At 72.5% G+C, this 13,610-nt stretch carries 10 protein-coding genes; 5 read left to right on the top strand and 5 right to left on the bottom strand.

What is annotated here, in order from left to right:
• Positions 1-27: 27 nt before the first annotated feature.
• The 4 genes from secA2 to HNR20_RS29700 all read right to left on the bottom strand — a co-directional run bounded on the left by secA2 (position 28) and on the right by HNR20_RS29700 (position 6,289).
• Entirely contained in the window at positions 28-2,319 is a 2,292-nt protein-coding gene (secA2, locus tag HNR20_RS29715; protein ID WP_184186713.1) for an accessory Sec system translocase SecA2, read from the bottom strand.
• 74 nt (positions 2,320-2,393) lie between these two features.
• The gene (locus tag HNR20_RS29710; protein WP_184186710.1) at positions 2,394-4,145 is read right to left on the bottom strand and encodes an ABC transporter ATP-binding protein; all 1,752 of its coding nucleotides are present in this window, start codon (positions 4,143-4,145) and stop codon (positions 2,394-2,396) included.
• A 52-nt stretch (positions 4,146-4,197) separates the two neighbouring features.
• Positions 4,198-5,286 carry a zinc-dependent alcohol dehydrogenase gene (locus HNR20_RS29705; protein ID WP_184186707.1) on the bottom strand — a complete coding sequence of 363 codons (1,089 nt, stop codon included), beginning with the start codon at positions 5,284-5,286 and terminating at the stop codon, positions 4,198-4,200.
• Positions 5,279-6,289 (bottom strand): Gfo/Idh/MocA family protein, encoded by a 1,011-nt coding sequence (locus tag HNR20_RS29700; RefSeq protein WP_184186705.1) that lies wholly within the window; start codon positions 6,287-6,289, stop codon positions 5,279-5,281. Before HNR20_RS29700 ends, HNR20_RS29705 begins: the two co-directional genes overlap by 8 nt.
• Positions 6,290-6,515: 226 nt before the next feature.
• Here HNR20_RS29700 and HNR20_RS29695 point away from each other — a divergent pair, with 226 nt between their 5' ends.
• The 5 genes from HNR20_RS29695 to ctaD all read left to right on the top strand — a co-directional run bounded on the left by HNR20_RS29695 (position 6,516) and on the right by ctaD (position 12,187).
• Positions 6,516-7,499 (top strand): glucosyl-3-phosphoglycerate synthase, encoded by a 984-nt coding sequence (locus HNR20_RS29695; protein WP_229687324.1) that lies wholly within the window; start codon positions 6,516-6,518, stop codon positions 7,497-7,499.
• A gap of 22 nt (positions 7,500-7,521) precedes the next feature.
• A complete protein-coding gene (locus tag HNR20_RS29690) occupies positions 7,522-8,679 on the top strand; it encodes a glycosyltransferase (protein WP_184186699.1) in 1,158 nt (385 codons plus the stop codon).
• Positions 8,680-8,774: 95 nt separating this feature from the next.
• Positions 8,775-9,233 carry a DUF4383 domain-containing protein gene (locus tag HNR20_RS29685; RefSeq protein WP_184186696.1) on the top strand — a complete coding sequence of 153 codons (459 nt, stop codon included), beginning with the start codon at positions 8,775-8,777 and terminating at the stop codon, positions 9,231-9,233.
• 109 nt (positions 9,234-9,342) lie between these two features.
• Positions 9,343-10,071 (top strand): ATP-binding protein, encoded by a 729-nt coding sequence (locus HNR20_RS29680; protein ID WP_184186694.1) that lies wholly within the window; start codon positions 9,343-9,345, stop codon positions 10,069-10,071.
• Positions 10,072-10,195: 124 nt separating this feature from the next.
• Positions 10,196-12,187 (top strand): aa3-type cytochrome oxidase subunit I, encoded by a 1,992-nt coding sequence (gene ctaD / locus HNR20_RS29675; protein WP_184186691.1) that lies wholly within the window; start codon positions 10,196-10,198, stop codon positions 12,185-12,187.
• A gap of 78 nt (positions 12,188-12,265) precedes the next feature.
• Here the strand turns inward: ctaD and HNR20_RS29670 are convergent, their stop codons facing one another.
• Positions 12,266-13,408: a SigB/SigF/SigG family RNA polymerase sigma factor gene (locus tag HNR20_RS29670; RefSeq protein ID WP_184186688.1), complete on the bottom strand. Its 1,143-nt coding sequence runs from the start codon at positions 13,406-13,408 to the stop codon at positions 12,266-12,268.
• Between the last annotated feature and the right edge of the window lie 202 nt (positions 13,409-13,610).

The raw sequence follows: 13,610 nt of genomic DNA, 5'->3' as shown, positions 1-13,610 counted from the left end.
CGCGCGACAGGGGCCCGACTGCCCGCGTCAGCGCGAGGCGCCGCTGAGCCGCCGCCCGATCGACGCGATCAGCCGGTCGAGCTCGGAACCGAACGGGTTGTCGTGCACCAGGTACGTCCAGGTGGCGGTGGGCCGGACCAGGGTGCCGTCGTCGGGCTGCCAGTCCTCATCGAATTCGGTCTCGTTGAAGGTGGCGATGGTGCGGGCCTCGATCTCGGGGATCAGGTCGTTGAACGCCGGCACCGCGGCCCGGTGGAACTCGTCCAGCGGGTCGAGCCGGCCCAGCGCCCGCAGGTGCACGCCCTCGCGGACCTCCGACAGCTCGGCCAGGTGCTCAGCCCAGAGCCGGTCCAGGTGGTAGAGCGCGATCGACCGGGCGGCCCGGGCGAGCAGGTCCTCGTCCATCTCGCCGGCCTTCTCGGGCTCCTTCTCCAGCAGCATCACCGCGGCGACGTCGCTGGTCAGCAGCCGCTCCCGCCGGGCAGCGAGGGCCTTACGCTGCTGCTCGATCACCACGCTGTAGCGCCAGGTGTTGCGGTGGATCTCGTGGTTGACGCCCTCGGCGACCCGCTGGGCGTGCTCCACCGCGTAGTCGACCTGCTCGTCGGTCACCAGGCCGTCGGCGTTCATCCGCGGCGACGGCGGCACCGCGTCGGCGGCGTGCCGGACGACCAGGTCGTCCTCCAGGCTGACGAGGAAGACCGAGCCGCCCGGGTCGCCCTGCCGGCCGGCCCGACCGCGCAACTGGTCGTCCACCCGGCGGCTGTCGTGTCGGCCGCTGCCGAGCACGTAGAGCCCGCCAAGCTCGGCGACCCGCTCCTGGTCGCTCTGGTCGCTGCCGCCGAGCCGGATGTCGACGCCCCGGCCGGCCATCTGGGTGGAGACGGTCACCGCGCCGTACGCGCCGGCCTCGGCGATGATCGCCGCTTCCTCGTCGTCGTTCTTGGCGTTCAGCACCACGCAGGGCACCCCGGCGGCGTTCAGCCCGGCGGCCAGCCCCTCGGACTCCTTGACGTCCAGCGTGCCGATCAGCATCGGCCGCCCCTTGGCGTGCCAGCGCTGGATCTCGTCGATCAGCGCTTCGTCCCTCTCCGCCCGGGTGGCGTAGATCCGGTCCGGTTCGTCCTCGCGGATGCACGGGGTGTTCGGCGGGATCACCGCGACCTCGAGGTTGAAGAACTCCCGCAACTGGTCGCCGACCAGCACCGCCGTGGCGGTCATCCCGCAGACCTTCGGGTAGAGCGCGATGTACGCCTGCACGGCGATGGTGCCCAGCACCTCGCCCTCGGCAGTGGCGTCCAGGCCCTCCTTGGCCTCGACCGCCGCCTGGAGCCCGTCCGGCCAGCGGCGGCGCTGGGCCACCCGGCCGCGCATCTCGTCGACCAGTTCGACCGAGCCGTCCCGGACGATGTAGTCCACGTCCCGGTTCAGCAGCACCTGCGCGTGCAGCGCCACGTGGACCGCCGAGAGCTGCGCGACGTGCTCCTCGTCGTAGAGGTCGATGCCGAGCTTGGCCTCGATGGCGGCCAGGCCGGCGGAGGTGAACGCCACGCTCCGCCCGTCCTCGGCGACCGTGTAGTGCTTGCCCTTGCGCAGGCCACGCACCAGCGCGGCGGCGGCGTGCACCGGGTCCTGCTCGCCCGGCACCGCGCCGGCGAGGACCATCGGCACCCGGGCCTCGTCGATCATGATCGAGTCGGCCTCGTCGACGATCGCGGTGGCCAGGGTGGGCTGCACCCGGTCCTCCACGTCGGTGACCAGTTGGTCGCGCAGGTAGTCGAAGCCCGCCTCGCTGACCGAGACGTAGGTGACGTCGCAGGCGTACGCGTCGCGCCGCTCCTGCGGGGTGGAGGCCTCGTTGACCCAGCCGACGGTGAGGCCGAGCAGGGTGTAGACCGGCTCCATCCACTGGGCGTCGCGGCGGGCCAGGTAGTCGTTGATGGTGAGCACGTGCACCGGCCCGTTGCCGAGCCGGACGTGCCCGTACGCGGCGACCGTGGCGGTGAGTGTCTTGCCCTCACCGGTGGCCATCTCGGCGACCTTGCCCGAGAGCAGCGCCATCGCGCCGAGCAGCTGCACGTCGTACGGCCGCTGGTCGAGCCCACGGCGGGCGGCCTCGCGGCCGACGGCGCAGATCTCCTCGTAGCCGACGGCGGCACCCGCGGCCTCGGTCAACTCGGCGTCGTCGAGGGCGGCGAGCTCATCCGCCCGCGCCTCGATCGCCGGCAGCAGCTTCTCCAGCGGAGCAAGATCCACGGTCGAGCCGGGGCGCTGGAGGAACCGCCGGAACTTGCTCTTGAACCGTTGCGACACACCCATGAGCGGCAACGGTACGCGATTCGAGCCGGCTCGCGCGGCCCGGCCGCCGGCAAGTCGGCCCCGACGCGACGGAGTCAGCCGACGAGCAGCTGATGGGTGGCGAGTTCCCGGTAGAGCGGGTCGGTGGCGGTCAGCTCGGCGTGGGTGCCCACGGCCACCACCCGGCCACCGTCGAGGACGACGATCTGGTCGGCGTCGACCACGGTGGCGAGCCGGTGCGCCACGATCAACAGTGTTCGGCGGACGGCCACCGCGTCGATGGCGCGGCGCAGCGCGGCCTCGTTGCGCGAGTCGAGGTTGCTGGTCGGCTCGTCGAGCAGCAGTACCGGTGGGCCGGCGAGCAGCGCGCGGGCGATGGCCAGCCGCTGCCGCTCACCCCCGGAGAGCAGCACTCCGCCCTCCCCCACCTGGACGTCCAGGCCCTGGGGGGTGCGGTCGGCCAGGTGGCTCAGGTTGACCTCGTCGAGGACACCCCGCAACCGGTCGTCGGTGGCGTCGGGGGTGGTGATCAGCAGGTTCTCCCGCAGCGTGCCGGCAAGCACGGGGGCCTCCTGCTCGACGTAGCCGAGCCGGGCCCGCAGCGCGTCGCGGGGCAGGTCCCGCACGTCGCTGCCGTCGATCCGGACGGCCCCGGCGCTCACCTCGTAGAAGCGCTCGACCAGGGCGAGCAGCGTCGACTTGCCGGTGCCCGAGGGGCCGACCAGCGCGGTACGGGTGCCGGTGGGCACCGCGAAGCTGACCTCGTGCAGCACCGGCTCCCCGCCCGGGTAGCCGAACCCCACCCGGTCGAACTCGATCATCGGGGTGGGGCCGCGCGGGGTCGCCGTCGCGCCTGCGGGCGTCGGCTGGTCCGCCGCGTCCTCCGCCGGCACGGCGAGGATCTCCTCGATCCGCTGCAGGGCGCCCAGACCGGACTGCAACTGGGTGTACGCCCGCAGCACCTGGGCCAGCGGCAGGGCCAGGAAGAACAGGTACATGACGAAGGCGACCAGGTCGCCGACGGTGATCGCCCCGGCGGCGACCCGCGCCCCGCCGATGCCGAGCACCAGCAGGAAGGCGCCCTGCACGGTGACCGAGCCGATCGGTCCGACCACCGCCTGCACCCCGGCCACCCGCAGCCCCGCCGCGTACGCCTCGCGGGCGCTGCCGGTGACGGTCTCGGTCTCCCGGGCCTCGGCGCGGCTGGCCCGGATGGTCCGGGCGGCCGAGATGGCCCGCTCCACCGCCGAGGTCATCTCGCCGATCCGCTCCTGGGCGGTGCGTGCCAGGGCCCGGACCCGTCGGGCAAAGGTGGCCGCGAAGCCCAGCCCCAACGCCACCCCGAGGAGGGTGACGCCGAACAGCAGCGGGTCGAGCAGCACCATCGCCGTCGCGGCGCCGACCACCATCACCGCCCCGGTGACCGTCTCGAAGAGCCCGGAAGTGACGACCGCTCGCAGCAGCGTGGTGTCCGAGCCGACCCGGGAGAGCAGATCCCCGGTACGCCGGCGGTCGTACTCGGCGATGGGCAGCCGCAGCAGGTGCCCGGCCAGCCGTCGCCGGGTGCCCAGCACCAGCCCTTCGGCGGTGCGTTGCAGGAGGTAGTCGCGCAGCCCGCCGATCGCCGCGCCGAGCACCACGAGCGCCACCAGCACCGCCACCAGGTCGGACACCGGGTGGTCGGCGCCGATCCGGTCGAGCACCGAGCGGGTGAGCAGCGGCTGTGCCAGCGACGCCGCGGCGCCGACCAGCGACAGCGCACCCACCACGACCAGGGTGCCGCGGTGCTCCCGCAGGTACGGCAGCAGCGCGGCCAGACCGACGGGCCGGCCCTTCGGGGTGCTCATGCCGGGAACGGTAACCCGCCCGGGTCAACCCACGAGCGCGCTCCGGACCAGGTCAGGCGGACAGCACCACCTGAAGCTCCTGGCGGCGACGGTCGGCCAGGTCGGTGAGCAGGGTGGGCGCCTCGTCGAAGGGCACCACCGCCGAGACGAGGTGCTTGCGGATCACGTCCCCGTACGCGCGGAGCAGGTCGACGGTTTCGGCGGAGAGCCGCTCGCGGTCCCAGGTGGGGGCGAGGCCGCGCGGCACCCGCCCGATCTGCGCGCAGCGCAGCGACAGCCCGTTGTGGTGGAACTCCTCACCGAGCCGGACCGCCTCCGCGCCGCCCTGGTAGAAGGCGAGGTCGATGACGGTGCCCTGGGGTCGCAGCAGCCGCAGGGCGAGCTGCAACGCCCACGCCTGCCCCCGGCACTGGAACACCACGTCGGCGCCCCGGTCACCGGCGGTGTGCGCCCAGCGGGTCTTGAGCACGACCGCCGGGTCGTCCGCGTCCGGGTCGAGGGTTTCCAGGCCGAGCGCCTCGGCGACCTGGCGGCGTTGCGGGGTGGGGTCGAGCACCACCACCGAGGCGGCGCCGTTGCGTCGGGCGAGCAGCGCGGTCAGCAACGCCACCACACCGGCGCCGACCACGGCGACCCGTCGGCCGCGAACCCCGTCGCCGAGCGCGCGCACGTCGGCGCCGTGCAGGTCGGCGGCGGCGTGCAGGAGACCGTTGGCGCAGATCGGGCCCATGTGCGCGACGTAGACGCCGAGCAGCGGGTCCAGGTCCTCGGGCAGCGCCACGAACCGCTCGGCGACCGGGTCGGCCAGCCAGCCGGTGCGGTGCCCGTACGTCATCGCACCGATCGTGCCCACCGCGACGGCCGGGGTTTCGCTCTCCACCACCCGGCCGACCTGCATGTAGCCGAGCCGGGTCACCGGGTACGGCGTGCTCGCCGCGCCCGGCTGGAACAGCCCCAGGTCGGCGTTCCAGGTGACGTTCAGGTAGGGATTGGTGCCCTTGACGTAGCTCAGCTCGGTGCCGGCGGAGACGCCGCTGAACAGCGTCTCGACCCGGAACGTGCCGGGGCGCAGCGGTGCGGCGTCCTGCTCGACCAGGTCGACCCGGCCGGGGCCGGTGACCACCACGACCTTGTCACGCATCGACGGTCACCCCCGTGTTCAGCACCGCCGGCCCGGTGGGGGTGGCGAGCCGCACGGTCGCGCCGCTGCGGGCCGAGTCGGCCACCGCGAGGGCGAGCCGTTGGGTGGCCAGCGCCTCGGCGTACGGGACGCGTACGTCGTCGCCGATGCCGCGTACGGCGTCAATGAAGGTGCGGTCCACCGCCACCCGGGCGGCTTCCGGGTCGGCGGGGATGTGTCGTTCACCGTCGGCGTCACGGATCGACAGGCCGTCCTCGGTGAGGGCGAGGGCCAGCCCGTCGGCGAGGATCTCCAGGCCGGCGCGGTGCTTCCAGCCGAGCACGCAGGCGGCGCTGAGCGTGCCCACCGCGCCGTCGGCGAAGCGCAGCGCGGCGGTGGTCACCGAGTCGATGTCGGCGCCGTCGACCGGCGGCGGTGTGCCGTTGCCGTACGCGGTGACCTCGGTGACCTCGCCGGCCAGCACGCGGATCAGGTCCAGCACGTGGGCGGCCTGCTCGACCACCGGGCCGCCGGAGCGGTCCCGCCGCGACCACCACGCCACCGGGGGCACCTTGTCCAGCCAGGCGCCGCTGACCATCCGCACCGGGCGGCCGGCGAGCAGCTCGCGGGCCTCGTCGAGCACGCTCAGGTAGCGCCAGTGGTGGCCGACGGCGGTGCGCAGGCCGCTGCGGGCGACCAGGTCGGCGATCCGCTCGGCGGTGCCCAGGTCGACGGCGACGGGTTTCTCCACGAACATCGGCACCCCGGCGTCGATCACCGCCTCCTCGGCCGGACCGTGCGCGAACGGCGGAACGCAGACGTACACCGCGTCCGGGCCGGTGGCGAGCAGTTCGGCGACGTCGGCGCAGGCCCGTGCGCCGTGCTGTGCGGCCAGCGCGGACGCCGCCTCCGGCATGACGTCGGTGACCCCGACCAGCTCGACGTCGTCGAATCCGGTCAGTACCCGCGCGTGACGTTGTGCCACTCCGCCGGCTCCGACCAGACCCACCCGGCATTCACGCATCCGACACCCCTTCAACGACGTTTCCTATGTGATGGGAGCAGTCCCCTGGGGTGTGCGCAATCAAACGTTCATCCCCCGGGAACGCAGTGACGTAACCCCCGTGATCAAGCTGTTGCCCAGAAAGCGGTTAGCGCGTGATGAGGAATGGGAACAACCAATTTCGGTTTTTCCACGCTCGAACGGAGGGGTGCCCGTGCGGGATACGACACCGAGCGTGTCACCGGTCGTGGAGGCCTGGGCCACGTACCGGACGACGTCTGCGGCGGACTGGCCGGCACGTCGGCTGCTGCGTGCCAAGGGAGGGACCCGGGTCAGCGTGGTGCTGCCGGCACGCAACGAGGAGGCCACCGTCGGCGCGATCGTGTCGACCATCCGAGAGCACCTGATGGATCGGGTCGCCCTGGTCGACGAGCTGATCGTGGTGGATTCACGCTCGACCGACCGTACCGCCCAGGTGGCTCGTGCCGCCGGCGCGGAGGTCGTCAGCCAGGACGCGATGACCCGAGGGCTGCCCCGACTGACCGGCAAGGGCGACGCGCTCTGGGCCGGTCTGGCCGCCGCCGAGGGTGACGTGGTGGCGTTCATCGACGCCGACCTGCGGGAGTTCCGGCCGCACTTCGTGAGCGGGCTGCTCGGACCGCTGCTGACCGACCCGTCGGTCGACTTCGTGAAGGGCTTCTACCACCGACCTCTGGTGGGCACCGCCAACGTGGAGCAGGACGGCGGGGGCCGGGTGACCGAGTTGATGGCCCGACCGCTGCTCAACCTCTTCTGGCCCGAGCTGGCCGGCTTCGTGCAGCCCCTCGCCGGCGAGTACGCGGGACGCCGCGACGTGTTGGCCCAGGTGCCGTTCGTCTCCGGGTACGGCGTGGAGACGGCCATGATGATCGACCTGCTCGACCTGGTCGGCCTGGACGCGATGGCGCAGGTCGACCTCGGTGAGCGCAAGCACCGGCACCAGGACACGGCGGCCCTCGGCCGGATGTCCGCCCAGATCATGTTGACCGCGTGGTCCCGGTTGCAGCGGCGCGGGTGGGCGACCCCCGGGTTGGTGCCGGAGGCGATGCTGACCCAGTTCCGTCGCGGCGGCTCGGACACGTTGCCGAACCTCGACCGCGAGATCGTGGTCAGCGACGTGTCCATCGAGGAGCGTCCGCCGCTGGCCGAGCTGCGCCACCAGGTGCCCCGTCGGCGGGTGGCCGCCGCGTGACCGGCCGGAAGGGATGGGCGGGATGAGCCTGACCGTACTCATGAACGCCGGCCCGTGGCTGTCGGTGCCACCGCCCGGCTACGGCGGCATCGAGAACGTGATCGCCACGCTGGTGCCGGAGCTGCGACGACTCGGCGTGCGGGTGGTGCTCGCCTCGGTGGACAGCAGCACCCTGCCGGTGGACGAGCAGGTGTCGGTCTTCGCCGACGGGCAGTTCGCCGCCTTGCAGCGGCCGTACAACCAGGTCTGCGGGATCGCCCAGGCGCACCTGGCCGGGGTGGTCCGTGAGCTGCACTCGCGAGACGACATCGACCTGGTGCACGACCACGTGGAGGCGGTCGGGCTGGCCACTCTCGCCGCGATGGGACCGGCCGGCCCGCCGACCCTGCACACCCTGCACTGGGACCTGGCCAAGCACCCGGCGCTCTACGGCGCCCTGGACGGCGGCGACCGGGTTCGGGTCAACGGCGTCTCCGCGTCGCAGTTGGCCCGGGCCCCACTGGCGCTGCGCGAGCACTCGGTGGGGCACGTGCACCTGTCCACCCCGCTCGCCGTGGACGCCGAGCGGCGGCCCCGAGCGGACAAGGGCGAGCACCTGCTCATCCTGGGCAGGATCAACCCGGGCAAGGGGCAGGACGTGGGTGCCCGTCTCGCGCATCGGGTCGGGGTCCCGCTGGTGCTGGCGGGGCCGGTCGGGCCGTACCATCGGCCGGCCGATCTGGCCGCGGCCGGCGACGAGGCGCGGCAGAACCCGGACGTGCGGTTCTTCCTCGACGAGGTGGCGCCGCACGTCGACGGTGACCTGGTCCGCTGGGTCGGCACGGTGGCCGGTCAGGAGCGCGACGACCTGCTCGCCAGCGCCCGCGCGTCGCTGTTCCCGCTGCGCTGGGAGGAGCCGGGCGGCACGGCGGTCGTCGAGTCCCTCGCCCTGGGCACGCCGGTGGTGGCCACCGCCCGGGGCTGCCTGCCGGAGCTGATCGAGCACGGCCGCACCGGGCTGCTCACCACCGACGAGGAGGAACTGGACGACCTCGTACTCTCCGCCGAGTTGCTCGACCCCGACGAGTGCCGGCGGGTGGCCGCGCAGCGGTTCACGCCCGCGGTGATGGCGCAGCGCTACGTCGAGTTGTACGAGCGGGTCCGCCAGGGGGTCAGCGCGCCACGGCTGCTCCCGGCCTGACCCTCGGCCCGGCCGGACGGTCGGCGGCGGTTTGTCGGCGGCGGCACCGGGTAGCCCGGCTGCGCTCATGCCCGCCGCCCAGCGAGGAGCCGGTGATGGTCGGACCGATGGCGCACTCCCGGGCCCGCCCCAACCCGGCCGACGGCAAGCCGCCGGTCCGCCGCGCGGCGGCATCGGTGGGGGTGCTGTTCCTGCTGGTCGGGGTGCTCGGTTTCGTGCCGGGGATCACCACCGGGATGGACGCCCTGCGCTTCGCCGGGCACGGCTCCGGCGCGTACCTGTTCGGCGTCTTCCAGGTGTCGGTGCTGCACAACCTGGTGCACCTGGTGTTCGGGGTGGCCGGTCTGGTGCTGGCGCGGACCGTCACCGGCGCTCGGGCGTTCCTGATCGGCGGCGGCGCCATCTACCTGGTGCTGTGGCTCTACGGGCTGGCGGTGGACCACGACACCGGGGCGAACGTCCTACCGGTCAACGACGCCGACGACTGGCTGCACCTGGGCCTCGGCGTCGGCATGATCGCGCTGGGTGTCCTCACCGGGCGGCCCCGTCCGTGACCTGCCGACGCCGGCCGTGACCTGCCTCGCCTCGCTGTCGGTCCGGTTTGGCGTCGCCTGGCCTCGGGTAGTTGGCAGATCCCGACCCAGCAGCGAATCGAGGGCGCCGATGTCCAGCCGGATCACCTGCGACGTGCGCGCCACGGCACCGGTGGCGGTCGTCCGGCTGCGTGGCGCACTGGACCTGGGCACCATGCGGTCGGTGCACCAGGCGCTCAACGACGCGCTCGTCGACCAGCCGGAAGCGCTGGTGGTCGACCTGGCCGAGGTGAACGTCAAGGACCGGCTGGCGCTGTCCGTCTTCGCCGCGACCGCCCGCCGGGCCGAGGAGTGGCCGGCCGTGCCGGTGGTGCTCTGCGCCCCGTCGCCGGTCGCCGCGCGATGGCTGGCCGAGACGACCACGTGCCGGGTGGTCCCGGTGTCGGCGGACTGCGCGGAGGCGACCCGGGTGGCCGGCGCGACGGCCACGCTGCGAATGCGGACCCGGCTGGAGCCGGTGGCCGAGGCCTGCCGCCGTGCCCGGGAACTGGTCACCGACGCGTGCACGCGGTGGAACCTGCCCGACGCGTCCGGCCCCGCCGCGCTGGTGCTGAGCGAACTGGTCGGCAACGTGGTCCGGCACGCCGGCACGCCGATGCAGGTGACGGTGACCCTGCGCCGGCCGTACCTGCATCTGGCGGTGGTGGACGGCAGCCGCGCCCAGGCCCGGCCGGGCGGGACGGACCTGCACGCCGAGGGCGGGCGCGGATTGCTGCTGGTCCGGGAACTGGCCCAGCGGTGGGGCAGCGTGCCGGCCGGTCAGGGTAAGGCTGTCTGGGCGATGCTGCCGGTCACCTGAGGGTTCGAGGTGCTTGCGCCGGTACCGGCGATCTGACCGAAATTTCCGCTCTGGCCTGGTTACATGGTGAGAGGGTCGGGTAGGCACGCCCGTCCTTTCTGCCGTCACGACGGGGTGAGCAGCCATGCCCAAGCGGGTAACCACGGAACCCGGTCGCGATCGGGGCCCGGCGATCCTGGCACCGGCCCGTTTCGGGGGTTTCCCGGGAGCGGTACGAGCGCCGGTCCCCGGCAGCTCGTTGATCAAGTTTCTCGCGACGACCGACCACAAACAGATCGGCCTGCTGTACCTGCTGACGTCCTTCGGGTTCTTCCTGCTGGCCGGGCTCCAGGCGATGCTGATGCGCGCCGAGCTGGCCCGCCCGGGGATGCAGTTCCTCTCCTCCGAGCAGTACAACCAGCTCTTCACCTCGCACGGCGCGGTGATGCTGCTGCTGTTCGCCACGCCCGCGGCGTTCGGGTTCGCCAACTTCATCGTGCCGATCCAGATCGGCGCACCGGACGTGTCGTTCCCCCGCCTCAACGCGCTCGCCTACTGGCTGTACCTGTTCGGCGGGCTGATGGTGGTCGGCGGGTTCCTCGCCCCGGGCGGCTCGGCGGACTTCGGGTGGACCGCGTACAGCCCGCTCAGCAGCGTCGAGAACAGCCCTGGCGTGGGCGCGAACATGTGGGTGGTCGGCCTGGTCGTCTCCGGGCTCGGCACCATCCTGGGCGCGGTCAACCTGATCACCACGATCCTCACCCTGCGCGCGCCCGGCATGACCATGTTCCGGATGCCGATCTTCACCTGGAACATGCTGTTCACCAGCGTGCTGGTGATCCTCGTTTTCCCGCTGCTGGCGGCCGCGCTGCTGGCGCTGTCCGCCGACCGGTTGCTCAACGCGCACGTGTTCGACGCGGCCACCGGCGGCCCGATGCTCTGGCAGCACCTCTTCTGGTTCTTCGGCCACCCCGAGGTGTACATCATCGCGTTGCCGTTCTTCGGCATCATCACCGAGATCATCCCGGTCTTCTCCCGCAAGCCGCTCTTCGGCTACACCGGGATCGTGCTGGCCACCATCGCGATCACCGTGCTGTCCATGACGGTCTGGGCGCACCACATGTTCGCCACCGGCCAGGTGCTGCTGCCGTTCTTCAGCATCCTCAGCTACCTGATCGCGGTGCCGACCGGCGTGAAGTTCTTCAACTGGATCGGCACCATGTGGAAGGGGCAGATCACCTTCGAGACGCCGATGCTGTTCGCCATCGGCTTCCTGGTCACCTTCCTGCTCGGCGGCCTCACCGGGGTGCTGCTGGCCAGCCCGCCGGTCGACTGGCACACCCACGACAGCTACTTCGTGGTGGCGCACTTCCACTACGTGGTGTTCGGCACCGTGGTCTTCGCGCTCTTCGGCGGCTACTACTTCTGGTGGCCCAAGATGACCGGGCGACTGCTCGACGAGCGGCTCGGCAAGGCGCACTTCTGGACCATGTTCATCGGCTTCCACGGCACCTTCCTGGTGCACCACTGGCTGGGCAGCGAGGGCATGCCGCGCCGGTACGCCGACTACCTGCCCACCGACGGGTTCACCACGCTCAACACGATCTCCAGCATCTTCGCCTTCATCCTCGGCCTGTCCACGCTGTTCTTCATCTACAACGCCTGGAAGTCCTGGCGTTACGGCGCGATGGTGACAGTGGACGACCCGTGGGGCTTCGGCAACTCGCTGGAGTGGGCCACCAGTTGCCCGCCGCCGCTGCGCAACTTCGACCGGATGCCCCGGATCCGGTCCGAGCGTCCCGCCTTCGACCTGAAGTACGGCCCGCTCGTCGCCGATCTGGGCCGGGACCTGCCGCAGCGCACCACCAAGCCGCCGCAGCACTTCGCCGAGGAGTTGCGGATGGAACACCACACCCCGGAGTCGCCGGCCGCCGAGGGCGCGCACGGCGCCCAGGACGCGACCGACTTCCAGCCGGGGTCGCGGTCCGGTGCCCGGCCGGTGGACGTGCCGGAGCCCGAGGGCGTCCGCCGGCCGAGCTTCGAGCAGAGCGACGCGCCCAAGGACGCCGAGGACGCGCCGAAGCCGCACGAACGCTGGCGCCACCCGCACAGCGACGGCAACCCCGAGGAACGCTGACCGGGGTATGCCCCGAGGGCCGACACCCACCGGGTGTCGGCCCTCATCCTGTCGTCTTGTGCGAGGCTGGCGGCGACCTCAGTCCCGGGCGGGGGCCAGGCCGGCGGCGGTGAGTGAGCGGCGTACCGCGGGCTGGACCCGGGTCAGCCGCAGCGGCACCCCGGTCCGCTCCGCCGCCTCGTGCCCGGCCATCAGCGCGGCGATCCCACCGGCGTCGAAACCGCCCGCGCCGACCAGGTCGACGACCACCTCGCTGGGCTGACCGGTGACCGCCTCCAGCATGGCCCGGCGCAGCTGGTCCGCGCCGTCGCGGTCGATCTCGCCGCCGACCTCGACGACCACCCGGTCGCCGTTCTGCTTCACCGAGATCCGGGTCTTGCCCGGGTCGGGTTCGGCGGCGCCGTTCTGCCACGGCGGCGGCGCGTCGGCGAGCATCGCCTGACGCAGCCAGGTGAGCGCCCGGGACAGCAGCCGGGACACGTGCATCTGCGAGATGCCGAACCGGGCGGCGATCTCCGCCTGGGTCTGGTTGCCGTAGAAGCGCATTGCCAGGATCCGCCGCTCACGCCAGGGCAATCGGTGCAGCAGCCCGCTCACCGTGACCCGGTCGTCGACCGATTCCAACGCGTTGTCCGACTCGCCGACGAGGTCACCGAACTCCGCGGAGCTCTCCCCGCCCACCGGGGCGTTGAGCGAGGCCGGGCTGTAGCCGGCCGCCGACTCCAACGCGGCGAGGATCTCCTCCTCCGGCGTCTCCAGTCGGGCCGACAGTTCGGCCACCGACGGCGCACGGGACAGTTCGCTGGTCAGTGCGGCGGTGGCCTGCCCCACCTCGAGGATCAGGTCACGCAGCCGGCGGGGCACGTGTACGCCCCAGGTGCGGTCCCGGAAATGCCGTTTGATCTCCCCCACGATGGTGATCGCGGCGTACGCGGTGAACGAGCCCCGTTCCGGGTCGTAACGGTCGACGGCGTTGACCAGCCCCAGCCGGGCCACCTGCTCCAGGTCCTCCAGCGGCTCCCCGCGGCCCCGGTATCGGCGGGCCAGCCGCCCGGCGAACGGCAACGCGAAGCGCACCAGGTCGTCCCGGGCCTCCCCCCGCCGCTCCGGCGGGAGCCCGGCGATCCGGGCCGCGTACGCCAGTGCCGCCGCGTCGAGATCCTCCAGACCTCGATCGGTGGGTGGTGGTGTGGTCGTGGTCGTGCTCGTCTGTCCGAACATCCGCGCCTCCCTCAGGAAGGTCCCCCGCCCGGATCGGGAAACCGGTCGTGCGCGTGGTCGAGCCACGCACCGGGCCGGAAAAGTGGGTCAGTGACTGGGATGCCAGCGGGCGACACCGCCTCTACGCAGCGCAATCAGGCCGTCGCAGCCAGCGATGTTCCCGCTCCGTAGGTACTCAATCACGGGACCCCGGGTTCGCGAG

The organism is Micromonospora parathelypteridis, assembly GCF_014201145.1.
GTDB lineage: Bacteria > Actinomycetota > Actinomycetes > Mycobacteriales > Micromonosporaceae > Micromonospora > Micromonospora parathelypteridis.
The sequence above is the reverse complement of the archived record's forward strand: the minus strand, read 5'-3'. Positions and strand labels throughout refer to the sequence as shown.

Excerpts from the sequence above, each read along its gene's own strand:
- secA2 (WP_184186713.1), bottom strand. The coding sequence starts at position 2,319 with ATGGGTGTGTCGCAACGGTTCAAGAGCAAGTTCCGGCGGTTCCTCCAG.
- HNR20_RS29700 (WP_184186705.1), bottom strand. The coding sequence starts at position 6,289 with ATGCGTGAATGCCGGGTGGGTCTGGTCGGAGCCGGCGGAGTGGCACAA.
- HNR20_RS29710 (WP_184186710.1), bottom strand. The coding sequence starts at position 4,145 with ATGAGCACCCCGAAGGGCCGGCCCGTCGGTCTGGCCGCGCTGCTGCCG.
- HNR20_RS29685 (WP_184186696.1), top strand. The coding sequence starts at position 8,775 with ATGGTCGGACCGATGGCGCACTCCCGGGCCCGCCCCAACCCGGCCGAC.
- HNR20_RS29705 (WP_184186707.1), bottom strand. The coding sequence starts at position 5,286 with ATGCGTGACAAGGTCGTGGTGGTCACCGGCCCCGGCCGGGTCGACCTG.
- HNR20_RS29680 (WP_184186694.1), top strand. The coding sequence starts at position 9,343 with ATGTCCAGCCGGATCACCTGCGACGTGCGCGCCACGGCACCGGTGGCG.
- HNR20_RS29690 (WP_184186699.1), top strand. The coding sequence starts at position 7,522 with ATGAGCCTGACCGTACTCATGAACGCCGGCCCGTGGCTGTCGGTGCCA.
- HNR20_RS29670 (WP_184186688.1), bottom strand. The coding sequence starts at position 13,408 with ATGTTCGGACAGACGAGCACGACCACGACCACACCACCACCCACCGAT.
- ctaD (WP_184186691.1), top strand. The coding sequence starts at position 10,196 with ATGCCCAAGCGGGTAACCACGGAACCCGGTCGCGATCGGGGCCCGGCG.